General features: G+C 45.2%; 26 protein-coding genes. 15 read left to right on the forward strand and 11 right to left on the reverse strand.

Annotation, left to right across the window (positions count from 1 at the left end):
- Positions 1-2 precede the first annotated feature (2 nt).
- Positions 3-512: an SPOR domain-containing protein gene (locus tag AAC052_RS25600; RefSeq protein ID WP_339816020.1), complete on the forward strand. Its 510-nt coding sequence runs from the start codon at positions 3-5 to the stop codon at positions 510-512.
- Positions 513-1,703: a M20 family metallopeptidase gene (locus tag AAC052_RS25605; RefSeq protein WP_339816021.1), complete on the forward strand. Its 1,191-nt coding sequence runs from the start codon at positions 513-515 to the stop codon at positions 1,701-1,703.
- Positions 1,704-1,705: 2 nt separating this feature from the next.
- Here AAC052_RS25605 and AAC052_RS25610 read toward each other — a convergent pair whose 3' ends face one another.
- Both AAC052_RS25610 and AAC052_RS25615 read right to left on the reverse strand, forming a co-directional pair.
- Positions 1,706-2,836: a hypothetical protein gene (locus AAC052_RS25610; protein ID WP_317489442.1), complete on the reverse strand. Its 1,131-nt coding sequence runs from the start codon at positions 2,834-2,836 to the stop codon at positions 1,706-1,708.
- 145 nt (positions 2,837-2,981) lie between these two features.
- The gene (locus AAC052_RS25615; RefSeq protein WP_317489441.1) at positions 2,982-4,142 is read right to left on the reverse strand and encodes a porin; all 1,161 of its coding nucleotides are present in this window, start codon (positions 4,140-4,142) and stop codon (positions 2,982-2,984) included.
- A gap of 406 nt (positions 4,143-4,548) precedes the next feature.
- Here AAC052_RS25615 and AAC052_RS25620 point away from each other — a divergent pair, with 406 nt between their 5' ends.
- The 4 genes from AAC052_RS25620 to AAC052_RS25635 all read left to right on the forward strand — a co-directional run bounded on the left by AAC052_RS25620 (position 4,549) and on the right by AAC052_RS25635 (position 7,291).
- Positions 4,549-5,748, forward strand: a complete 1,200-nt coding sequence (locus AAC052_RS25620; RefSeq protein WP_317489440.1) for a Na/Pi symporter — start codon at positions 4,549-4,551, stop codon at positions 5,746-5,748.
- A gap of 51 nt (positions 5,749-5,799) precedes the next feature.
- Positions 5,800-6,180, forward strand: a complete 381-nt coding sequence (locus AAC052_RS25625) for a phage holin family protein (protein WP_339816022.1) — start codon at positions 5,800-5,802, stop codon at positions 6,178-6,180.
- The gene (locus tag AAC052_RS25630) at positions 6,173-6,403 is read left to right on the forward strand and encodes a hypothetical protein (RefSeq protein WP_339816023.1); all 231 of its coding nucleotides are present in this window, start codon (positions 6,173-6,175) and stop codon (positions 6,401-6,403) included. Before AAC052_RS25625 ends, AAC052_RS25630 begins: the two co-directional genes overlap by 8 nt.
- A 120-nt stretch (positions 6,404-6,523) precedes the next feature.
- Complete coding sequence (locus tag AAC052_RS25635; protein WP_339784777.1) at positions 6,524-7,291, forward strand: geranylgeranylglyceryl/heptaprenylglyceryl phosphate synthase; 768 nt, start codon at positions 6,524-6,526, stop codon at positions 7,289-7,291.
- On the opposite strand, the gene AAC052_RS25640 is transcribed toward AAC052_RS25635, so the two are convergent.
- The 7 genes from AAC052_RS25640 to panC all read right to left on the reverse strand — a co-directional run bounded on the left by AAC052_RS25640 (position 7,277) and on the right by panC (position 12,996).
- The gene (locus tag AAC052_RS25640) at positions 7,277-8,197 is read right to left on the reverse strand and encodes an AraC family transcriptional regulator (protein ID WP_317489436.1); all 921 of its coding nucleotides are present in this window, start codon (positions 8,195-8,197) and stop codon (positions 7,277-7,279) included. The genes AAC052_RS25635 and AAC052_RS25640 overlap by 15 nt on opposite strands.
- A 121-nt stretch (positions 8,198-8,318) precedes the next feature.
- Entirely contained in the window at positions 8,319-9,461 is a 1,143-nt protein-coding gene (locus tag AAC052_RS25645) for an acyl-CoA dehydrogenase (protein ID WP_317492394.1), read from the reverse strand.
- 94 nt (positions 9,462-9,555) lie between these two features.
- Positions 9,556-10,245, reverse strand: coding sequence for a zinc metallopeptidase (locus AAC052_RS25650; protein ID WP_317492393.1), 690 nt, complete (start codon positions 10,243-10,245; stop codon positions 9,556-9,558).
- Positions 10,245-10,718 carry a D-glycero-beta-D-manno-heptose 1-phosphate adenylyltransferase gene (gene rfaE2, locus AAC052_RS25655; RefSeq protein WP_339816032.1) on the reverse strand — a complete coding sequence of 158 codons (474 nt, stop codon included), beginning with the start codon at positions 10,716-10,718 and terminating at the stop codon, positions 10,245-10,247. The genes AAC052_RS25650 and rfaE2 overlap by 1 nt, the downstream gene beginning before the upstream one ends.
- Positions 10,693-11,718: a lysylphosphatidylglycerol synthase transmembrane domain-containing protein gene (locus AAC052_RS25660; protein ID WP_339816024.1), complete on the reverse strand. Its 1,026-nt coding sequence runs from the start codon at positions 11,716-11,718 to the stop codon at positions 10,693-10,695. Before AAC052_RS25660 ends, rfaE2 begins: the two co-directional genes overlap by 26 nt.
- The gene (gene panD, locus AAC052_RS25665; RefSeq protein WP_339816025.1) at positions 11,715-12,065 is read right to left on the reverse strand and encodes an aspartate 1-decarboxylase; all 351 of its coding nucleotides are present in this window, start codon (positions 12,063-12,065) and stop codon (positions 11,715-11,717) included. The genes AAC052_RS25660 and panD overlap by 4 nt, the downstream gene beginning before the upstream one ends.
- A 4-nt stretch (positions 12,066-12,069) precedes the next feature.
- A complete protein-coding gene (gene panC, locus AAC052_RS25670; RefSeq protein WP_339816026.1) occupies positions 12,070-12,996 on the reverse strand; it encodes a pantoate--beta-alanine ligase in 927 nt (308 codons plus the stop codon).
- 59 nt (positions 12,997-13,055) lie between these two features.
- Here panC and AAC052_RS25675 point away from each other — a divergent pair, with 59 nt between their 5' ends.
- Genes AAC052_RS25675 through AAC052_RS25710 form a run of 8 tightly spaced genes read left to right on the forward strand, consistent with a single transcriptional unit; the run spans position 13,056 to position 20,395 of the window.
- Positions 13,056-13,868 carry a glycogen/starch synthase gene (locus AAC052_RS25675; RefSeq protein WP_151996255.1) on the forward strand — a complete coding sequence of 271 codons (813 nt, stop codon included), beginning with the start codon at positions 13,056-13,058 and terminating at the stop codon, positions 13,866-13,868.
- Positions 13,852-15,162: a DUF4270 family protein gene (locus AAC052_RS25680; protein ID WP_339816027.1), complete on the forward strand. Its 1,311-nt coding sequence runs from the start codon at positions 13,852-13,854 to the stop codon at positions 15,160-15,162. Before AAC052_RS25675 ends, AAC052_RS25680 begins: the two co-directional genes overlap by 17 nt.
- Positions 15,163-15,165: 3 nt before the next feature.
- Positions 15,166-17,016, forward strand: a complete 1,851-nt coding sequence (glmS, locus tag AAC052_RS25685; protein ID WP_317489431.1) for a glutamine--fructose-6-phosphate transaminase (isomerizing) — start codon at positions 15,166-15,168, stop codon at positions 17,014-17,016.
- Positions 17,017-17,018: 2 nt separating this feature from the next.
- Positions 17,019-17,402, forward strand: coding sequence for a RidA family protein (locus tag AAC052_RS25690; protein ID WP_339816028.1), 384 nt, complete (start codon positions 17,019-17,021; stop codon positions 17,400-17,402).
- On the forward strand, positions 17,399-17,860 hold the full coding sequence (locus tag AAC052_RS25695; protein WP_339816029.1) for a hypothetical protein: 462 nt from the start codon (positions 17,399-17,401) through the stop codon (positions 17,858-17,860). The genes AAC052_RS25690 and AAC052_RS25695 overlap by 4 nt, the downstream gene beginning before the upstream one ends.
- A complete protein-coding gene (gene gltX / locus AAC052_RS25700; protein ID WP_339816030.1) occupies positions 17,857-19,407 on the forward strand; it encodes a glutamate--tRNA ligase in 1,551 nt (516 codons plus the stop codon). The genes AAC052_RS25695 and gltX overlap by 4 nt, the downstream gene beginning before the upstream one ends.
- Entirely contained in the window at positions 19,404-19,616 is a 213-nt protein-coding gene (locus AAC052_RS25705; RefSeq protein WP_317489427.1) for a hypothetical protein, read from the forward strand. Before gltX ends, AAC052_RS25705 begins: the two co-directional genes overlap by 4 nt.
- A gap of 8 nt (positions 19,617-19,624) precedes the next feature.
- Positions 19,625-20,395: a TIGR00266 family protein gene (locus AAC052_RS25710; RefSeq protein ID WP_317492391.1), complete on the forward strand. Its 771-nt coding sequence runs from the start codon at positions 19,625-19,627 to the stop codon at positions 20,393-20,395.
- Between the two features lie 2 nt (positions 20,396-20,397).
- Here the strand turns inward: AAC052_RS25710 and AAC052_RS25715 are convergent, their stop codons facing one another.
- Positions 20,398-20,958, reverse strand: coding sequence for an isoprenylcysteine carboxylmethyltransferase family protein (locus AAC052_RS25715; RefSeq protein ID WP_317489426.1), 561 nt, complete (start codon positions 20,956-20,958; stop codon positions 20,398-20,400).
- A gap of 60 nt (positions 20,959-21,018) precedes the next feature.
- Between AAC052_RS25715 and AAC052_RS25720 the strand changes: the two genes are divergently transcribed.
- On the forward strand, positions 21,019-22,233 hold the full coding sequence (locus tag AAC052_RS25720; RefSeq protein WP_317489425.1) for an NAD(P)-dependent oxidoreductase: 1,215 nt from the start codon (positions 21,019-21,021) through the stop codon (positions 22,231-22,233).
- Between the two features lie 79 nt (positions 22,234-22,312).
- On the opposite strand, the gene rho is transcribed toward AAC052_RS25720, so the two are convergent.
- On the reverse strand, positions 22,313-23,215 hold a 903-nt coding region (gene rho / locus AAC052_RS25725; RefSeq protein WP_339816031.1), incomplete at its 5' end, for a transcription termination factor Rho.

A 23,215-nucleotide genomic window follows, 5' to 3' on the forward strand; every position in this document is an offset into this window, starting at 1 on the left:
CTATGAATAGAGTCGTTTCTTTAGCACTTGGAGTTTTTATCCTGTATGGGTGTTCAAAAAAGGTGGTTCCCTCTTCTGGCACCACTGACTCTTATTCTGAAGACTTGTCTATTTTACATCCGGTCATTACCACTGACGAAAGCCCACTTAAACCTACAGAAACAAGCAAATCGCCGATTTCTTCAGAACCACTGAAGACACAATACGACATCACCCAAGAACTCGACAGTGTCGTTATGTTTATAGCCGAAAAAAACCTCCAGAAGAGAGTAATTGACGGCTTTACGGTTCAGGTGTATTCAGGCCCAAACAGAGACCAGGCTAATAATGCAAGGGCACAGCTTCATTCGATCGGACTGGACATTCCCTCCCAGGTTGTTTACGTCCAGCCCAACTTTAAGGTAAAAATAGGGAAGTTTTATTCCAGGTTAGAGGCCAATCAGGTATATGCGCAGGTTCGGGAGGTATTCCCCAACGCACTCCTCCTTCCTGAAAAAATACCCGTAGAATAAATGGATCTAAAAGACAGAATCAAAACGCTCAGTGGTCAGCTTTCGAAAGAGGTTATTGGCGCACGAAGACACCTGCATGCCAATCCTGAACTGTCTTTTGAGGAGTACAACACAGCAGGCTACATCAGAGAATTCCTTCGAAAGCTTCCTATCGACCAGCTCGACGAAATGGCTACCACTGGCACTGTGGCTATCATAAAGGGGAATAATCCCGACAAAAAAGTTGTTGCCTTGAGGGCCGACATTGACGCTTTGCCGATCCTGGAACAGAGCGCTGCGTCCTATAAGTCGACAAACGAAGGTGTTATGCATGCCTGCGGCCACGATGTGCATACCTCCTCGCTCCTCGGCGTTGCCAAAATCCTCTGTGAGCTGAAAGGTGAATTTGAGGGAACCGTTAAGCTGATTTTTCAGCCGGGAGAAGAGAAACTACCGGGTGGCGCCAGCTTAATGATCAAGGAGGGCGTGCTTACCAACCCTTCTCCAAAAAGTCTTTTCGGTCAGCATGTGATGCCCTTGTTGCCTGCGGGCACGGTAGGCTTTCGCCCTGGCATGTACATGGCCAGCGCTGACGAAATATATGTGACAGTGACAGGACAAGGGGGTCATGCAGCCATGCCTGAAACTTTGGTAGACCCTATTGTAGTAACAGCTTACATAATCACAGCATTGCAGCAAGTGGTCAGTAGAATGGCCAGCCCAAAGATACCCTCGGTACTTTCTTTTGGCGATATTGAGGGCAAAGGGGCTACCAATGTTATTCCATCTGAGGTCAAACTAAAGGGGACGTTCAGAACGCTCAATGAGGAATGGAGAATGGAAGCCCATGCGAAGATGAAAAAGATGGCCGAAGGAATTGCCGAGTCAATGGGCGCCACCTGCGACTTTAATATCATGAAAGGTTACCCGTTTCTTGCCAATGATGAGGAACTAACCAATCGTTCTAAATCATGGGCAGAAGAATTTTTGGGAAAAGACAAAGTTGTGGACCTGGATATCTGGATGGCTGCCGAAGATTTTGCCTTCTACTCCCACCACGTCGATTCATGTTTCTATCGGCTTGGCACCAGAAATGAAGCTGAGGGCATCACTTCCGGCGTCCACACTCCCACGTTCGATATAGATGAAAGTGCTCTAGAGCTTGGTGTGGGGCTTATGACCTGGCTGGCTTTGAAAGAGCTGGCTGTTTAAAGTTACCAGCCAATCAGGTCAAAAAACTCCTTCCTCATGTCGTCGTTGATTGACAAAGCGAGGAGGATCGAAATCACCAGGCCAATACCCGCATAAAGGGCATCTTTACCTATTAGCTTCAAGCTCTTTCTTATTCCCTTTCTGCGGCTTGACTTGCTTTTCTTCATGTAGTTGATCGCCAACTCACGACCCCCTAAAAGTCCGATGAATACCCATGTCGTACTTATTGGAATCGTATTGACAACCTTCAGGTAGTAGAGCAAGCACGCATAAACAAGATCGACTATGGTAGCCGCCCTCACATCAGTAATGTCAGCCTTTTCTTCCACAATCGACTGTATTTTATCCCCTTTGAGGTAAAACAACACGCCTAGCCCAAGAAATATAAATGACGCAAATGCAACAAACTCTACCGTGTTCAACGCCCTTGGCAAGACAACCGCAATGTTTGCAGCATCCTGCATGATCCAGACGGACCACAGCGCTCCGCTGGTAAGCCATTGTAGCGGTGCCCACCAGTGAGCTGGCTTTTTCTTGGCATATTTATCAAATAGCTGTGCCGTTAGCGTCCATACAATAATAGCAATGACGAAAGCCAGGGCATAACCAACAAGGCTTTTAGACAATATACCTCCGATGGAGCTGGCTTTAGTTGAAAAGGCGCTCAATAGCAGAATCGAAGTAGACACTGGCATGCGAAGCCTTGTAAGAACCAGCAGGATTACCGGAGCGGCAACCTGAAGAAAGCTAAAGGATGTAGGTGCTACCTCAAGGCCTTTTGTGTTCAACCGCTGATAGGATACGTCGCCCCCATAGGTAATCCAGCTATAAGTAACGGTAACAAGGAAAATCAGTCCCATGAAAAGCCACAGATGATACCACTTCCTATGGGAATTTGAAGAAATAAAAGTGCCAATGGTTTGAATACTATCGTTAGCAATAGCTGAATAGCCAGCCAAAGCAAAAGCAACCCACATAGCCACCTCCTGATAGGGATACACCATGCCGCAGACAAACGTAATGGCCAGCAAAAAATAAAGATAGTTTCTCTCCTTTTTTGACACACTAAACAGCTTAAAAGCTCCTTTGCCTAGCTTTTGTGTAGTGATACTATCAGACGGTTTGGACGACATCGCAGGTGTATGCTTAATTTGAAAGTTCCGGCAAAGCTAAATATAGTTTTTGTTACCACTGTTAAGAAAGTGTTAAGGCTTTTATTTTATGATATTTGCAAATCCTTTTGAATCTTGAAAGCCATTGACGATGAAAGCTATCAGGCTAAAAGGAGACCTCAACCTGCGCACGGTACATTATTGAACCATCCTCTCCTTCAATTTCTATCCTTGTCAAGTCCGACTGTATTTTAAGAGAATGGCCAACAATATATTTTGAGACGCCGAGAGTGTATTGATGAACGTCAGCTCTCATCGTTTCCTTTGCTGGCAACACTTCTGTAAATCTAAGCGCCAGTTCGAAGTTATTTTCGAGTAAATATCCCGTTTGAACATTAAAGCCGGTGCCAGTATAAAATGCCCCATCCATAACCACAGCTCCTTCAGGTGCTCGTTTAACAACGTATTCCGACATCAACGACCACCCACGGTACTTGAAATGCAAATCAGCAAACACAGCCTCCAATGTCCGTGTATCGCCTAAAACTTTACCCAACTGACCTCTTTCCCTGTTAGTATGGTCGTTCAAATCGTAGGAGACACCAAGCATTAGCCTAGGTATTGACTCTCTGCTCAAATCGCTTCCAATATAGTCTCCCTTTTTATTGAACTGCCCGAACGGAAACCACTCCGCCCTCAACGTATAGTCATACCCCCCCGCATTGTCTTCGGAAATATTCCTACCCTCCCCAATGCTGACGGCACCTTTCAGGTTAATAAGCTTACCACTGTAGTGTAGCTGCACACCTCTATCCCTATCTAGGTTGTAGCGTGAATTGAGAAAACTCCTGTCAACAAACTGAAGTGCTTGCGAAGAAATCACCCTCTCTATGTTGCCAGGAAGCTTTGTTTGCCCAAACCACAAGCTCCAGTTACCATAGAAGTTGTATCTTACCAGGGCATCGAGAATCTGCAACGGCGCATAATTTGATTCAGATACAACGTCCTTATTTCCAATGTCGCTACCACTCAGGCCAAGCTCAATCTTATATTGAATTTTTGGGTTATGAACAAACCCATCAAACTTCAACCTTGCTCTTCTTATCAATAAATTGTCTCTGTATTTATCTGCCTCCAGGTCATGTACTCCCTCATACAAGGTCTGAAACCTCGTGCTAAACTTCATCGAAAATGAAGAGTCTCTGGCAACTACTGAAATTCCACTTCCGAATTTGCTTTCGGTGATGTTCTGTGCTTTGGCAGTATCTGATAAAATGAACGAGAAGGCTAATAAGAAGGCTAACACAATGTTGGTCACTCTCTGCATGAATCTTAGGTCAGTTGCTTTCAATAAGGAAGAGCTGCAATGTTAAGAAATTGATAACTATATATTAACAAACAGTCGTTTAGTTAACAATTTAGAAATATTAATAACATTTTCTTAACATAACAAAGATTGATGCTAAAGCTCCCTTGCTCAAGTGGGGAGCAAAGTCACTGATAAAATGGTTGAAACCGACCTATTTTGAATGACAGCTAATATCTCCACCCAGACATTTACTGTTTTCAATAAAATATAGGCGAATCCGGTCATTCGCAAATTCCCTTACAGCCTCGGTTTGGCTATTTTGGCAAAAGGTGAATTAACAATAGTTTCATATCGCTAACTGATTGAACAATTAGTTTTTGATAACTTTGCGGCTTGCTTCTTCTGGCAACAACTCTTCAATTGGATGACCGTCAAGAAAGTTTTAAACATAGACGAGGGAAAGCAGACTTCTGCGAAAAACCTGTACCGTAATATCGGGTACGTCCTCATCACCGTTTTCATCTTTCTCCTCTCCATCAATATGATGGGGCAGGCCTTCAACCAGCTTACTGAAACTGCCGCCCAATCCATCCTGGCCGCCACTTCTGACCCCTTCGTTGGCCTGTTTATTGGCCTTCTGATCACGGCGCTTATACAAAGCAGTTCGTCAAGCACCACCATGATTGTGGCGGCCGTAGCTGTTGGCTCAATCTCATTTGAGGATGCCGTTCCCATTATCATGGGGGCCAATATTGGCACTACTATTACGTCGTCAATTGTATCGCTTGGTTATATCACAAAAAGAAATGAGTTCAGGAAAGCCATTGCTGCTGGGGCAGTGCACGATATTTTCAACATCCTTACCACCATCATTCTTTTTCCACTAGAGCTCAAATACCACCTACTTTCCCGCCTCTCCCGTGAAATAGCCTCCTCTCTGAGCGCTGGCGATTTGTTTTCGAAGAGCGGCCCAATATTTAATATCAACACGTTGCTGTTTGACCCCATTAGCCACTGGGTAAGTCTTTGGATATCGCAGCCCATTATTCTTCTCACTCTTTCATTTTTGGTGCTGATAGGCTGCATCAAGCTGCTGTCGAATATCATCTACAAGAGACTTATTGGTCAGTCAAAGGTGAATTTTGAAAATATTGTTTTTAACAATCCCCTTAAGGCCTTTGGCTGGGGAACTCTTCTCACGGCAGGTATCCAGTCGAGTTCTATCACCACTTCTCTTATTGTTCCTTTGGCGGCTACCCGCAAAATCTCCGTACAAAAAGCCTTCAACTTCATCCTGGGCGCCAATGTTGGCACAACCATTACTGCCATTATTGCAGCGCTGTTCAAGTCGGAAGAAGCCATTGCCGTGGCAATTGCCCACCTGTTGTTCAACTTAATCGGTGTCCTGATATTCCTGCCCTTCCCTGTCATCCGAAGGATTCCTGTTAAAATGGCTGAGCTCCTTGGAAAATTTACGCTGAGGTATCGCATCGTGGGATTTGCCTACATACTGCTCACATTCTTCATTATTCCCTACAGCCTCATTCTGGCGCATAGATCGTTTACACAAACAGCTTCTCCTCCCGTGGAGCTAATAGACAAAAAGCCTATCGAGGAACCTTAACCGTTTGATCAAAGTTTCATACCTTGAACACTTAGTCCAAAGGAGGTATTTTTGTCAAAGTTTTTGAAAATAGATGAATTGATAGATTCCGTCACTGAATATGTGCGGATAAAAATAGAGCTTGTCAAACTCAATATGATCGAAGAGCTCTCCGGAATTCTCGCTCAGCTGATAGCTCTGTTTCTGATTCTCACGGTGTTTATGTTCTTCATGTTTTTTGGAAGTATTACGCTGAGCACTTTTTTAAACTATCTTTGGAGCAGTGCCTACCTTGGGTATGGCGCAGTTACGTGCTTCTATCTTCTTGCGTTGCTTTTTTTCGTGTATCTGCTCCAATCCGGCAAATTGAAGGACGCTGTTGAAAATCAGATCACCAAAGCGATGAAAGAGAAGGAGGCCCTCACAGAAAAATCAATTGAAGAAGATGAGTAAAGCGGCAATTACCAAACGGAAGGAACAACTTGAGGAGATGGAGCGAAAGGCAAAAAAGAAACTCCAAACCGGAACCGACTCTGTTGAGCAAAATGTATCCCGGGCACTGAAAACCGGGCTGATTATTGGCGGCGTCCTTTTTGCAGGCTACCAGGTAGCCAGACTTATCACATCCTCTTCCAGAACAGAGGATCTTAAAAAAAAAGCCCTGACCAGCCTGTAGAACTAGTTGAAAAACCGCCAAAATCATTTTTAAAATTGACACTCAATAAAAGCATGGCGGCTCTTTGGGGAGTTTTACTTCAATTTGGCTTAAATTATATTCAAAAAAGAATACTGACGAATGAACCACCTACTGAGTCAACTGACACAGAAGAGCAACGAAGGTAAACGTTCCCTGGGCATATTAATTGACCCTGACAAGGTGTCGGACAACAGCGCTTGCCTCAGGGTGATTAACATGTGTGTAGAAAATAAGGTTGACTATATTCTTGTGGGTGGCAGCCTGATGACCAAGAATAATTTTAGCCAGATCATCCAGCTCATCAAAGCGAATTCCAGCATTCCGGTGATCATTTTTCCAGGCAACTACTATCAAATAGACTCCAATGCCGACGCCATTCTTTTTCTTTCTTTGATCTCAGGAAGGAACCCGGAGTATCTGATAGGCCAGCATGTAATAGCTGCACCCATTTTAAAAAGAACACACCTTGAAGTAATACCAGTAGGGTATATGCTGGTGAACAGCGGCCATGCTACGGCTGCGAGCTACATCAGCAACACCACGCCCATTCCCACGGACAAGGTAAGCATCGCTGTTTCTACAGCAATGGCCGGCGAAATGCTCGGCTTACAAACAATTTATATGGACGCTGGCAGCGGGGCAGAGGCACCTATTCCACCCAAAGTAATTACTGCCGTCAAGAAAAATATTAATGTGCCTTTAATCGTCGGTGGGGGAATCAGCTCGGTTCATTTGGCCATACAGGCCCTTCAGGCTGGAGCCGACATGCTTATTCTGGGCAACAGTGTGGAGGAAAACCCAAATCTATTGATTGAAGTATCGGAAAGAATTCATCACCTCAATCAAAAGCCTTTAAACATTAATTAAAGACTCTCTCCTTCGCATTTTACCTGCAGGGATTCCAAACATCATTTTGAAACGACGGCAAAAATACGCCGTGTCTTTATATCCCACATCCTTACCTATTTCTCTAATGCTTTTCTTTGAGGTTCGCAAAAGGTTAACTGCCTTTTCCATTCGCTGGTACTCGATGTAGTCCTGCGGGTTAATGCCGGTCAGCATTTTGAAGTACTGCCCCACATAATCCTCCGAAACATTGGCAACATTGGCCAAAATCTTATTGGAAAGGTCGTCACCCAGATTATCCTTGATATAGGCAAAGATATCTATCAGGCGAGGATCCTTGAAGTAATTGCTATTGGTAGCCAGCTGCTCCACATACAGGTTGTGTTGAATGATATATCTGATGGCCTGCACCACCAATCTATCCGTTTCAAGCTTCACAATTCTATCCCTGCCCAGCTTTCCGGAAAAGTGCTCAACAACAATGTCCTGGATCAAAGCACCCATCATAGGGTCTTTCATCACAAACGGCGGTATGTCAAGTGAAGCAAAAAAGTTGACTGTGTCAAATACTTTTGCTTCGAAAGTGATGTAGCTAAAATTATCTCTCGTTTCTTCCTCCTGGCTATAACCCTTCACGCTCTCCAGGTACTTCTCTTTGTTGTTCAAAAAGTCGTCATTAGACAAGCTGATGGCCTTTCCTGAGCCATAAGTAATAGACGCCATTTTACCGCCCGGCACGAAAAGCACCTCGCCGGCATTCACCTCTTCTTTGTCCTTACCAAACTTCAAAACCCCCTTGTGAACCAAAAAAATGGTGTTTTCAACGTCATAAAAATTCTCTACTGTAACAGATTGAATTACATTGGTGTGGCGTGCCTTAATAAATCTGATACTAAGAGATTCAATAATTTTATTATACTCTTCCATGAATCTTACAATTTGCGAGAGCGGGTGGCAATAGAAAAAATTAACAATGAATTTGTATAAAACTAATACAAATATGATTTAATAACAAAATACCTAGCTCAAATATGAATTAAAAAGGAACTCATTTTTTGAGCAACCCTCTGGAAATTACAATTTTCTGAATTTCTGACGTCCCTTCGTAAATCTGCGTGATTTTTGCGTCCCTCATAAGCCGCTCCACATGGTACTCTTTCACGTAACCGTAACCGCCATGAATCTGCACTGCTTCCACCGTCGTCTTCATAGCTACATCGGATGCAAAAAGTTTGGCCATCGCACTTGCCTGACTAAAATCTGCCTTCTGATCTTTTAATTGCGCCGCCCTGAGACAAAGCAACCTGGCAGCTTCAATTTCAGTAGCCATGTCAGCAAGTTTGAACTGAATGGCCTGGTGCTCAGCGATGCTTTTCCCAAAAGCTTTGCGTTCTTTCGCATAGGCAATTGACAGCTCCATCGCCCCGGAGGCAATTCCGAGCGCCTGGGAAGCTATGCCAATTCTACCGCCGTTAAGCGTGCTCATGGCAAATGAAAAGCCAAATCCATCGTCGCCTATCCTATTTGCCTTTGGCACCTTCACATCTTGAAACATCAGCGAATGGGTATCGGATCCTCTGATGCCCAGCTTATTTTCCTTTTTCCCAACAACAAAGCCATCCATGCCCTTTTCCACTATCAACGCATTGATTCCTTTGTGGGCCTTGGAAGCATCGGTTTGCGCCATCACAATGTATACAGATGCACTGTTTCCATTCGTGATCCAGTTCTTTGTTCCGTTAAGCAGGTAGTAGTCGCCCTTGTCCTCAGCAGTGGTTCGTTGCGAGGTGGCATCGGAACCAGCTTCCGGCTCTGACAGGCAAAATGCCCCGATGATCTCACCCTTGGCTAATCTTGTAAGGTATTTCTGCTTCTGCTCCTCGCTCCCGTATTTTTCGAGGCCCCAGCACACAAGTGAATTGTTCACCGACATGCAAACGGAGGCTGAAGCATCCACTTTCGATATCTCCTCCATGGCCAGCACATAGGACACAGTGTCCATACCGCTCCCGCCATACTTTGGATCCACCATCATGCCCATGAACCCCAGCTCCCCCATCATTTTGACCTGCTCCGCCGGAAATTTTTGATGCTCATCCCTCTCAATTACCCCGGGAAGCAATTCATTCTGTGCAAAATCTCTTGCGGCATCTCTTACTGCCAGCTGCTCTTCAGTCAAGTCAAATTTCATCATAAGTTATGTGCGGGTTATTGAATGAGCTAAAAATAAACAAAAAAGGACTTGAGCCACGCCCAAGTCCCCATCATTTATTTAAAATATTTTGCTAGTCTCTGCTCATGCCCAGGTAGGACAGAATAAAGTAAAACAGCGTAACCAGCGCCGACAAGGCAGCCACCACATAAGTCATAGCAGCCCATTTCAAAGCATCTTTGGCCATTTCATGTTCCTTCGAGGTTACTATGCCTTTCCGGTCAATCCAGGCCAGCGCCCTGCTACTTGCATCAAACTCAACAGGCAATGTAACGAAAGCAAAAAGGGTAAATACAAAATAGCAACCAATAATTATCAGCAGACCTGTTTCAGCAAATCCCTTCATAAAAAAGGCTCCGAACAACATCGCCATGAACATAATGTTCATTACCCTGGCAGTAACGTTCTGCACTGGCACCATGGCCGATCTGAACTCAAGGAAGCTATAGGCCGTAGCGTGTTGCACTGCATGGCCACATTCGTGGGCAGCTACGGCAGCCGCAGCGGCAGACCTGCCGTGGTATACCTCTGGACTCAGGTTGACGGTTTTATTGGCCGGATTGTAATGATCCGTCAACTGACCTTCAACCGAAACAACTTTCACATCATATATACCATGATCTGCCAGCATTTTTTCGGCAATTTCACGGCCACTAAGGTTAGAAGCTAACCCAACCTGAGAGTACTTTTTAAATTTATTTTTCAGCTTGTTACTCACCGACCAGCTGATGATCATAAAAACAACACCAATCAGAAGAAGCATCATAAGTTTTTATCGTTTAGCTTAATTTTATTCACAAATGTAGTAGTAGAATACCCATCTATCAATGGGAGCGGAATAACTTTTCCACCGTGTTTCAAAACAAAATCGGCACCCACAATAGTTTCAACAGTGTAGTCACCGCCTTTCACTAAAATATTTGGTTGAAGGGCTTCGATCAGCTCTTTCGGCGTTTCCTCGTCAAAAAAAACCACCAGATCAACGAACCCGAGAGCGGCCATTACCCTGGCCCTGGATGCCTCATTCACGATAGGCCTTTCAGGCCCTTTCAGTCGCTGAACCGAAGCATCAGTATTCAGCGCCACTACCAGCTTGTCGCCAAGTTGCCTCGCCCTTTCAAGATAATCGACATGGCCCAGGTGCAGAATGTCGAAGCATCCATTGGTAAACACCACTGAAAGCCCTTCGGCATGCCAACTTGCAACCTGGCTACTGGCCGCCTTCCGATCTTTGATTTTCGACGCTGTTTTCAATTTGGTTCTTTACTGGTAATAGCACTGCCACAAGAATCGATACCCCTCCCAACACGAGGATGGTTACAACCTGTGACGTATGAAGCAGTGTAGCAAAAAATACGCCTGTTTGCTCTCCGATGCCATACCACAGTAAAATTCCTGCCACAAAGGCATGATATGTGCCAATTCCACCCTGAACTGGCATAGCCATGCCAATTCCGCCCATGGCCAAGAGCACAAGACCTGCCTTTAAGTCAAGCCAGGCAGTCTCCTCCATAGAAAAGACGATTACATATGACATGAAAAAGTAACTCAACCACATGGCCACGGTACTGAGAATAAAAAGAGCAGGAGACTTGAGTTTAGTTATGCTGCCGATACCATGACCCAGGTTGACAAGGAATTCCTTGAGCTTTGCGAAGGCCGGCATTTTTTGAAACCTTTTGATCAGCCAGTAGATGAGAACAATCGCAGCAGCAATAACTCCAATGGTGATGGTTAGCTGACTCACCGAAAGCCCGGACCAAAGGCGGCCCATCATGTCGCCTAACAGAGATGAAATTTTCCCGAACTCGACAAGCATAGCCCCGGCCAGCACCGATAAGAGAGAGATTAGATCAACTCCCCTCTCTGTAACCACTGTGCCAATGGAGGTAGACATCGGAATGTTGTCTGTTCGTCTGAGGATAGCACACCGGCTAACCTCCCCCATCCTGGGAAAGGCCATGTTGGCCATATAGCCTACCATGACAGCCAAAAACAGCCTGAATGTACTAACCGATACATCAAGGGATTTAAACAGCAAGTTCCATCTGTAGGCCCTTATCCAATAACCAAAAAACGATATACCAATAGACAGGTACACCCAGCCATATTCTACTTTGCTAAGCCGTGCCATGAAGTCATCCAGGTCAATATCCTTAAAAAGCCACCAAAGGAGGGCGAAGGCAAGGGCAAGGGTTAAAACGTATCGGGCAACACTGGTGATGGTTTTTCTCAACTGATTAGTTTGTTATTGTCGGTAGGGAAGATGAGTGTGGGCCTAAAGGTTTTTGCCTCCTCAAAATCCATGTGACAGTAGGAAATGATTATTACGATGTCGCCTACCTGTGCCTTTCGGGCTGCCGGGCCATTGAGGCAAATCTCCCCACTTCCGGCTTTCCCTTTAATGACATAGGTTTCAAGCCGTTCACCATTGTTAATATTGACGATCTGCACTTTCTCATTCTCAATAAGGTTGGCTGCCTTCATCAGATCCTCATCGATGGTGATACTGCCCACATAGTGAAGCTCTGCCTGAGTAATTCGAACTCGGTGAATTTTTGACTTAAGAATTTCAATCTGCATTTTCTTATTCAGTTTCTTCCTGAAGGAAGATATTATCAATCAATCGAACGTCGCCCACATACCCTGCGATGAATAGCGAAACGGGCGTATTGCTTTCAACAGTTTGTACAGGCTCTAAAGTTTCACGATTCCCTATTTCAAAGTATTCCAGTCTTACCTCCGGCATGCGATCAAATGCTTGCCTGACTGAAGAAACCGTTTCCTCAATACTATCTCCCCCCAGAAGTTTTTCCTTTGCCATATACAGGCTTTTACTGAAAATCACAGCCAATGATCGTTCCGTCTCGCTCAAACGTTGATTCCGGGAAGACATAGCCAATCCATCTGGCTCTCTCACTGTTGGCACCGAAATAATTTCTGTGTCGAAGTGAAGATCTTTGACCAGCTGTTTGATAATAAGCACCTGTTGCCAATCCTTTCTGCCGAAAAAAGCCTTTTGGGCAGGCACCGCATGCAGCAGCTTCGAAACGATAAGAGCGACCCCCTCAAAATGACCCGGGCGGTAGTGCCCCTCCATCGATTTTTGGAAGCGAGGGAAAGTTATTTTCACTTCAGGAGTGCCAGGGTACATATCACTATCTGTGGGAGCAAAAACGATATCGCAGCCTGACAGTCTCAATTTCGCAACGTCGTTATCGAAGGTCTTCGGGTATTTTTCGAAGTCCTCTTTGTTATTAAACTGAGTTCTATTTACGAAGATGCTAACTACCACCACATCGCAGACCAACCTTGCCCGTCTGACGAGTTCAAGGTGCCCCTGATGCAGTGCCCCCATAGTTGGAACAAACCCTATATTTTTCCCCTCCAAGGTTAGAGAAAGTATCTTTTTTCGACATTCTACGGGGGATGTTACTATCTCCACAGCACTGATTATGAGTGAGCTAAAGGGCAGCAAAACTAAGTTATAAAAGGGAATATGTATGGAAAGCACGTTATTTTTTTGTACTTTTGTGCCTCGTTTTGTTCCGTCAAATATAAATCAATACTCTTATGGCAAAACTTCGCATTCTATACGTAGCCAGCGAAATCAATCCCTTTCTCCAGACAACTCAGGTAGCAGAATTCGTAAGAAGACTGCCGCAGGCGATGCAGGAAAGAGGCATGGAGATCAGAATTCTTGTTCCACGTTTTGGGTTGATCAACGAGCGAAAAAACAGACTGCATGAAGTAGTAAGATTGTCCGGCATTAACATTGCCGTGGGAGATGAGGAAAAGCCTCTTGTTATTAAGGTTGCTTCTATCCCTAACGCTAAATTACAGGTATACTTCATCGATAATGAAGATTACTTCCACAGAAAGTCTGTGTTTCACGATAAAGAAGATAAATTCTATAGCGATAATGATGAAAGAGCTATTTTCTTCTGCAAGGGTGTGCTCGAAACCGTTAAGAAATTGGGTTGGGCGCCAGACATTATCCACTGCAACGACTGGATGACAAGCCTGATTCCGTTGTATGTAAAAACTACTTACAAGAACGATCCCATCTTTCAGACGGCTAAGTGTGTCTTGACGATATACGATAACGCTTTCTCTTTCAAGTTTGGTGATAACCTGCTTGAAAAGGTGAAAATGATTGATATCGAGGACAGTATGTTGAATCCGCTTAAGTCAGCAGATTACGAAGGTTTTATTAAGATGGGTATCGAATACTCGGACGCTGTTATCAGAGCAGAAGAAGAAGAAAGTGAGAGCCTGAATAATTTAACCAACGAGTTATCCAAAGAAAAGAAATTCAACGTTATTGAAAATGACGAAAACTTTTTAGACAGACACTACAATCTATATAATGAACTTGCAGGGTAGGACTGCATCAGGGTTGCTCTTTGGAGCAGCCCTAATGCTTTTTGGGTGTGAAAGCCCAAGTGAAGTAGGGTTGGAGCTTAATCCAAACGAAAATAATGTAGGTGTTTACGAAGAGGTATTTACTCTTCCATCTTCTGTTATTCTTTTTGATAGTCTAAATACCACCAACGACTCAAGGTTGCTCGTTGGGAGGTTTAAAGACCCATTCTTTGGAGACATTACCGCCAAGTCTTTTTCTCAGGTAACGAGAAACGGCGAGCTTGTTGCTATCAACGACAAGGGTGTTCTTGACTCAATCATGTTTGATTTTGAGTTGAGTTATATTTATGGCGAATACGGTAGCACGTTTCAAACCATTAACGTGTATCAGCTGTCGGACACGCTTTATTCCGGGATTAGCTACTATTCGGATGATTCTACCAACTACCTGTCACGCACGCCGGTGGCGGCTAAAAAATTCTTTTATTCTCCGACAAAAGACACGGTAATAAGAATTAAGGCAACTCCCGCATGGGCCAGTAGCTTTTTTAGCATCGTTAGAAACGGAACAACAGTTTCGGAGTTGGAAAATGAGATAAAAGGATTCGCTCTGATTCCAGGGAAAGACAATACCCTCATTTTTGGATTCCACCCCGAGAACTCTAAAGTGAATGTTCACTACCACGTACCTGACGGCGCAGATTCATTGGTTTATACACTGAACTTTAACGCCACAAGATACAACGGCATAATTGCGGACAGGGCTGGCACCGAACTGGAGACACTCATAAAGAGAAGTGATGAGTTTATTCCTCCTTCAGGCGATATGTATCTTCAGGGAGGAACAGGCATTTACACGAAGCTTTCTCTCAGACCGTTCAGAAAGTTTGTGGATTCTTTGGGAAATATTATCGTCAACCGTGCTGAGATAAGGCTCGGTGCTATTGATGAATTGACTTCGGTAGACTATCGAATCATGCCACCAAATAGCTTTATGTATATATTTGCTGATAGTACGAATAAAATAATTGGGGCAAATATTGGACTGGCTTCCAGAATCGCCAATCATGTTGTCCTGACCGATGTCAGCTACGGCAATCCCAGTTCGCCTCGTGCCCTGCTCCCATTATACGACTCAGCCTCAAGGTCGTACAGCGGAACGCCGACTTTTTTCTTTCAGGGGTTACGTGACAGCATATTTAATACCAACGACCTGATCATTTATCCTGGCAGCAATGATGTAACGAGCTTGAGCAGATTCATTGTGCCTAAAGACAGCATCCAGCTAAAAATTTATTATACGAGATTACAATAAGCTATGTGTGGAATAGTTGCCTACAAGGGAAAAGAGCAAGCATTGCCAATTCTCATTAAGGGCCTTAAAAGACTTGAATACAGAGGTTACGACAGTGCAGGAGTTGCCTTATACGACAATTCCGTCTCTGATATCAAGATATACAAGAAACAAGGCAAGGTCAAAGAGCTTGAAAACCTCATTGACGGTAAAAGCCCCAAATCTGGCGTTGGCATCGGCCACACTCGCTGGGCCACTCATGGTGAGCCCAGTGATATCAATGCCCACCCCCACAGGTCGCACAATGGCAGACTTTCACTAGTGCACAACGGCATTATTGAAAATTACGCAGCAATAAAAACAGAGCTTCAAAAAAAGGGATACACATTTGAGAGCCAGACTGACACAGAAGTGCTGGCGTCTTTTATCGACTATATTATTACGTCTGAAGATTGCTCTCTCGAGGAAGGCGTAAGGCTTGCTCTGACCAGAGTGGTAGGTGCCTACGCTATTGTAGTAATCGCCAAAGACAACCCCGACACACTTATTGCGGCCAGAAAGGGCAGCCCCCTTGTTATTGGTATTAAAGAGGATGATGGCTCTTTCTTCCTTGCCTCTGATGCAACACCGATCGTAGAATACACCAAGAAGGTGGTGTATTTGAAGGACGAAGAAATGGCTGTCATCAGTGGCAATCAAATGACAATAAAGAGTCTTGAGGATGTAGAACAAACTCCTCAGGTGCATGAGCTTGACCTCAATCTTGAGGCCATCGAAAAAGGTGGATATGAGCATTTCATGCTTAAGGAGATATTTGAACAGCCCAACAGCATCGCCGACTGTATGAGGGGCCGTTTAAAGGCCAACGAAGGCAAACTGGTGCTGGGAGGTATTCATGAGTATGCTAATGCACTCACTAATGCCCAAAGAATAGTGATTGTGGCTTGCGGCACTTCGTGGCACGCAGGGCTCGTTGCTGAATACATTATTGAAGATTTTTGCCGCATCCCGGTAGAGGTTGAGTATGCGTCAGAATTCCGTTACAGGAACCCGATCATTAACGAAGGGGATATTGTGATTGCTATCTCGCAGTCTGGTGAAACAGCCGATACACTAGCCGCCCTTGAATTGGCCAAATCCAAAGGAGCCATTATTCTTGGAGTGGTTAACGCCGTAGGGTCTTCCATTTCGAGAATAACTCACGAGGGAGCCTATCTGCATGCCGGCCCGGAAATTGGTGTTGCTAGCACCAAAGCCTTCACTGCTCAGCTGACTGTTCTTATTATGATGGCTTTGCGGATAGCTCATCGCAAAGGCACCATTACGGAGAGCAAATACCACGAGTTACTCGTGGAGCTTGAAAGCATACCAGCAAAGATCAAAAAAGCGCTGGACGTTAACGATCAAATCAAAGAAATATCGGCACGTTTCAAAGATGCCAGAAACTTCATTTATTTGGGCCGGGGCTACAATTTCCCTGTGGCCCTTGAAGGGGCGCTTAAATTGAAGGAAATTTCCTACATCCATGCGGAAGGGTATCCTGCAGCGGAAATGAAACACGGCCCTATTGCCTTGATTGACGAGGAAATGCCCGTGGTGTTTATTGCCACCAGGGATTCTTCCTACGAAAAAGTAGTGTCCAACATTCAAGAAGTGAAGGCACGAAAAGGAAAAGTAATTGCTATTGTTACCGAAGGAGAAGAAACCATCAACCAAATAGCAGACTTTGTGATTGAGGTTCCCCACACTTCCGAAGCACTTATGCCATTGGTGTCGGTTATTCCTCTTCAATTGCTTTCGTATCACATTGCGGTGATGAGAGGATGTAATGTAGATCAGCCACGAAACCTTGCCAAGTCAGTAACTGTTGAATAAGCATGAAGAAAATAGTATACACTAAAAATGCTCCTGCCCCTATCGGGCCTTACAGCCAGGCTGTAAGATACGGCAACCTTGTGCTGGTATCAGGTCAAGTGGCTATCAACCCTGCAACGGGTCAGTTTGAGTCGGGTGATATTAAGTCGCAAACCAAATTGGTCATGGAAAACCTTAAAGCTATCCTTTTGGAAGAGGGTCTTTCCTTTGCAGAGGTGCTAAAGTGTTCCATCTTTATCAAAGACATGAACGACTTTCCCGTGGTCAATGAGATTTATGGAGGCTATTTCAAGAGTGAGCCCCCGGCTCGTGAAACCGTTGAAGTGGCAAGGCTACCAAAAGACGCTCTCGTTGAAATTTCTCTTATTGCTGGCGTTGATGCATGAGGTTAATCCCTTTTGAAAGAGAGACCATTGTTTCATCGGCCAAAGCCGCCAGCATCATCGCTCTTTTAAAAGTGGAGACCAAGTCGGAGGCCAGCGCCGGAAAAGGCTTCGCATTTACGGGTCTTGTCTACGAAGGCTCGTTCCGAGTGTCAGTTAACGTAGCGAAGCCTCAAAATTTTATCCCATTGGCAGAAGGCATCGTTGACCAGACTTCTTCCGGCTCCCTCATTCAGATAAAGTACCGGCTGTTTCCCAGCACTCGTTTCTTCCTGGCTTTCTGGTGTCTGCTCACATTTCTACTCACCCTCATATTTCTTGGGCCCGCCAACAATTACCTTTACGGTTGTCTTTCTTTGACGGGCTGCGTTGCCAATTATCTGATAGCATTGGCTAACTTTGACGTCCATTTGAAACAAACACAAAAAGCACTTCACAAAGTACTCGATAAGCTAACATGAATAATTCAGAAGTCAGGGTTCGTTTTGCTCCAAGCCCCACGGGAGCCCTCCACATTGGAGGTGTAAGAACCGCTCTTTACAACTATCTCTTCGCCAGAAAGAACAATGGCACCATGCTTTTACGCATTGAAGACACCGACCAATCGAGATATGTTGCCGGTGCAGAAGCCTATATCCTTGAATCACTGAAATGGGTGGGTATAGAAATTGACGAAGGCCCGTTGAGCGGAGGACCCCACACCCCCTACAAGCAGTCTGAAAGAAAAGATATTTACGCTCAATATGCTCAGCAGTTGATTGATGAAGGCAAGGCCTACTACGCTTTTGATACTTCGGAGGAGCTCGACGCTATGCGGGAGAAGCTGAAAGCTGCCAAGGTAGCCAATCAGCAGTACAACGCCGTGACCCGCAACACGATGCAGAACTCCCTCACCCTACCGGAAGCTGAGGTGAAGGCGAGGCTTGCCAATGGAGATCCGTATGTAGTTCGTTTGATGGTGCCTCGCAAAGAAGACATTCGGTTTCATGACCTCATAAGAGGTTGGGTTGTTGTGCATTCGTCTGTGCTGGATGATAAAATATTGCTGAAGTCGGACGGCATGCCTACCTACCACCTGGCCAATATCGTCGACGATCACCTCATGAAGATTACTCATGTAATCAGAGGCGAAGAATGGCTGCCCTCGGCACCCCTACATGTGCTGATGTACAGGTACTTTGGGTGGGAAGACACCATGCCGCAGTTTGCTCACCTGCCTCTGCTTCTGAAACCAGACGGCAACGGCAAACTGAGCAAGAGGGACGCCGACAAAGCTGGCTTCCCTATTTTTCCACTCAACTGGACAGACCCGGTGTCGGGAGAGCTTTCTCAGGGGTTTAGGGAAAAAGGCTACCTGCCGGAAACAATGATTAACTTTCTGGCTTTGTTGGGCTGGAGCCCTGGCACCGAAAAGGAAATATTCAGCATGGAAGAACTTATCCAGGAGTTCTCCATTGAGCGCATAAGCAAGGCCGGAGCCAAATTCGACATCGACAAGGCCAACTGGTTCAACCAGCATTATATAAAAAGCAAATCAGCAGAGGAGCTGGCTGTTTATTTGGAAAAAGACCTGGAAAAAGCCGGTTTAAAGGCATCCTCAGAAAACACAATCAGGATTTGTGAAGTGCTAAGAGAGAGAGTCTCTTTTCCACAGGAACTATGGGAACAGGGCAGGTTCTTTTTTGAAGCTCCAACCGCCTACGACCAGCAAGTTGTTGAAAAGAAGTGGAACCCAGACGTGGCAGCGGTTCTTCACGACTTATCGAAACGTATTTCCCAACTTGAAGATTCGGTTACGGCCACCACTGCTCATGACACGATAGAAAATTTCTTTGTTGCCAAAGAGTTGAAAATGGGCAAATATATGCAGCCACTAAGGTTGTCAATTACCGGACAAGGCGGCGGGCCCGACCTCATGGCCATCATAGAAATACTTGGCGCCAAAGAAACTGCTAAACGAATTGACTCAGCTATCGTTATATTAGGAGGACAAAGCACACAAGCATGAGCAAGAAAGAAACCGAAAAAAAGAAGCCTAAAGTAGCCAAAGACCTTAGTGGCTTCGAAATAAGCATAGATACGTTTGGGGAAATCTCCTCCAACCTTCAAATTGATAAGATCAACGAGTTTCTCAATAAAAACGTAGATGACAAGAAACTACGTGACAGGGAAGATATCGAAGAAATAAAAAAGAAAACAAGCAAAGACGAAGACTAGTCATGGCGATACGATCACACGAAATTGATTACAAGATTTTTGGTGAAAGCATTCAAACCGTTGAAGTAGAGCTTGATCCACGAGAAACTGTCATCGCCGAAGCCGGGGCCATGCTTTACATGGAAGACGGCATCATCTTCGAAACCAAAATGGGAGACGGCTCAGAGCCCGACCAGGGTTTCCTGGGCAAATTGCTTTCGGCCGGTGCCCGGGCACTTACCGGCGAGTCTGTTTTTATGACCCATTTCACTAACCATGGCGTCGGTAAAAAGAAAGTGGCCTTTTCTGCGCCCTACCCCGGCACCATTATTCCCATTGACCTGGCTACCCAGCAGGGCAACCAGCTGATTGTGCAGAAGGATGGGTTTCTGTGCGCCGCACTCGGCACAAAAGTGTCGATCACCTTCAACAAAAAGATTGGCTCCGGACTTGTTGGCGGCGAGGGCTTCATTCTTCAAAAGCTTCAGGGAGATGGCAAAGCATTTGTGCACGCCGGTGGCACCGTGATAGAAAAACAGCTGAACAACGAAACGCTACGGATCGATACCGGCTGCGTAGTGGCCTTTGAGCATACGCTTGACTTTGATGTGCAGAGCTCGGGAGGATTAAAATCCATGCTTTTTGGTGGAGAAGGCCTTTTTCTGGCTACATTGAGAGGCACCGGAAAGGTGTGGCTGCAGTCGATGCCTATCAGAAAACTGATTCAGGTGCTGGCGCCATATGGTAAAAACAGTGGTAAGGAGGGCAGCTCCATTCTTGGAAGCCTCCTGGAATCATAGAACTAAAACAACTTAGGGAAGACGGCAGGGACTCTGGAGCGATATTCTTCATAGGCTCTGCCATATTTTTTTATCAGTTTCTTCTCTTCCAGCCAAATGCCAATTGGCAAGTAGGCGAAAACCCACACGACCGTCACCAGATTGATCATTTTAGGAATGTAGAGCAGAAAACCCAGGCAAAGCAATATAGTGCCTGTGTAAATCGGGTGCCTGACCCTTTCAAGAATACCTCCCGATTTAAACTCAACGTCCTCCACCTCCTTTTTCACACCAAGAAAAGCGAAGAGAGAAAATTGACGAAAAGAAAGCCTGATGATAATGACACCATAGGCCGCCAGTGAAAAAGCAAAAAAGTCGGTAACTGGCGTCTTATCAAACACAAATGGAGAGTCGACAGTAGCCATGTAGAACACGATAGCCAACAGCAACAGCAGGGCGACAGTATTGTAAAACAACCGAAACCATTGCCTGTTAAACCTGCGTTTTACAAAATCCGCTGCCAGAAAGCTATGGAGGGAAAAGTAAAGCACCCAGAACAGGCTCACCAAAATTAATCCTTCCATATGATTATGCTTGTCTTTGCATCTTAGTAATATTGGGTCAAGAATACAACTCCCAATTCAATGATGAAGATAAAGGTAGGCATAATCAAAGAGGGAAAAGTTCCTGTCGACAAAAGAGTCCCTATAACTCCCGATCAGGCACTTGAAATACAGGCGAAGTTCCCAAATGTAGAAGTCCTGGTGCAAAGAAGTGATGTGCGTTGCTTCCCGGATGCTGCGTATGAGGAGAAGGGCCTCAAAATGGTCGATTCTATGGATATGTGCGACATCATATTTGGGGTCAAAGAAGTCCCCATGGCACAACTCATCCCCGGTAAAACCTACTTCTTCTTTTCCCACACCATCAAAAAACAGGAATACAACAAACCACTGCTAAAGGCACTGTTGGAAAAGAAAATCAAAATGGTGGACTACGAAACCCTAACAGACGAAAATGGCCAGCGGGTTATCGCTTTTGGCCGATGGGCGGGGATAGTGGGTGCCTACAATGCTATTTGGACTTACGGAAAAAGATACAACCTATACCATTTGAGGCGGGCGCATGAGTGCTTTGATCTGGAAGACTTAAAAACCGAGTTTGCTAAGGTAAAACTGCCCCCTATAAAAATGGTGGTAACGGGTGGTGGCCGGGTAGCCAAAGGAGCCATGGAGGTGCTGGTGGGCATGAATGTCAGAAAAGTGACACCTGCCGCCCTGCTAACACAATCCTTCGATTTTCCAGTATTTGCTCAGCTAAATTCGAGAGATTACAATGCACACAATGAAGGCAAAGAATTCAACCGTGGTGAGTTCTACTCCCATGCTGACAACTTTCATTCCGATTTTCTGAAATATGCCAAAGTAGCTGAAATACTCATCGCTGCTGCTTTTTGGGAACCAAAGGCGCCAACACTTTTCACAAGGGAAGATGCCACCAAAAATGATTTTTGCCTGCGTGTGATAGCCGACATTACCTGCGATATTGAAGGATCGATCCCTTCAACAAAAAGGCCATCGACAATAGATGAACCAGTGTACGACTACGACCCTACACAAGATGAAATAATGCCTGAGTTTAGCGAAGAGGGGAATATTTCGATGATGGCTGTCGATAATTTGCCCTGTGAGCTCCCCAGAGATGCCTCTATGGACTTCGGGAACATGCTGGTGAAGAATGTATTGCCTCACCTGTTCAGCAACGATGAGTTTAGAATCGTCCAGGATGCCACTATCACCGAAGACGGAAAGCTGACCAGCCGCTACCAGTACCTGAAAGAGTGGGTTGAAGGAAGGTAGTCGGTCAGGTTTAGATTTAGAACGGCACAAAAAAAAGAGCGGTTGCAGGCCGCTCTTTCAATTGATAAGTCTCTATTATTTATCCGTTCATCGAGATCAGGAACTCGGCGTTGTTCTGAGTCCCCTTCATTTTGTCAAGAAGGAATTCCATCGCCTCCTGAGAAGTCATGTCAGACATGTATTTTCTCAATATCCAAACCTTTGATAGCTCGTCTTTTTCCATGAGCAGGTCTTCACGACGAGTTCCGGATGCTGGCACGTCAATAGCAGGGTACACACGCTTATTGGATAGCTTACGATCCAGTTGCAGTTCCATGTTACCAGTACCTTTGAATTCTTCGAAGATAACCTCGTCCATTTTAGAGCCTGTCTCAATCAGTGCGGTGGCAATAATGGTCAATGAACCGCCGTGCTCAACATTTCTGGCAGCACCGAAGAACCTCTTAGGCTTATGCAGCGCATTAGCATCCACACCACCGGAAAGTATTTTGCCTGACGAAGGAACTACTGTGTTGTAGGCCCTGGCCAAACGTGTGATCGAGTCAAGAAGAATAACAACGTCGTGTCCGCATTCCACCATTCTCTTAGCCTTCTCAAGAACAATGCTCGCCACCTTCACGTGACGGTCGGCCTGCTCGTCAAAAGTTGATGAAATAACCTCAGCATGCACACTGCGAGCCATGTCGGTTACTTCTTCAGGACGTTCGTCAATAAGGAGTATGATCAGGTAAATTTCAGGATGGTTCTCAGTAATGGCGTTGGCAATTTGCTTAAGGAGCACTGTCTTACCAGTCTTTGGCTGTGCCACAATCATTCCACGCTGTCCTTTTCCAATTGGAGCAAACAAGTCGAGAATTCTGGCTGAGTAATGGTCAGGTCTCTTTGGAGAGCTAAGTCTTATCTTCTCTTCCGGGAACAGTGGAGTCAGGTATTCGAAAGAAACCCTGTCACGTATTTCTTCAGTTGTTTTACCGTTAACGGT

It is taken from the genome of uncultured Imperialibacter sp., from assembly GCF_963974565.1.
In the GTDB taxonomy this organism is placed as follows: Bacteria; Bacteroidota; Bacteroidia; order Cytophagales; family Cyclobacteriaceae; genus Imperialibacter; species Imperialibacter roseus.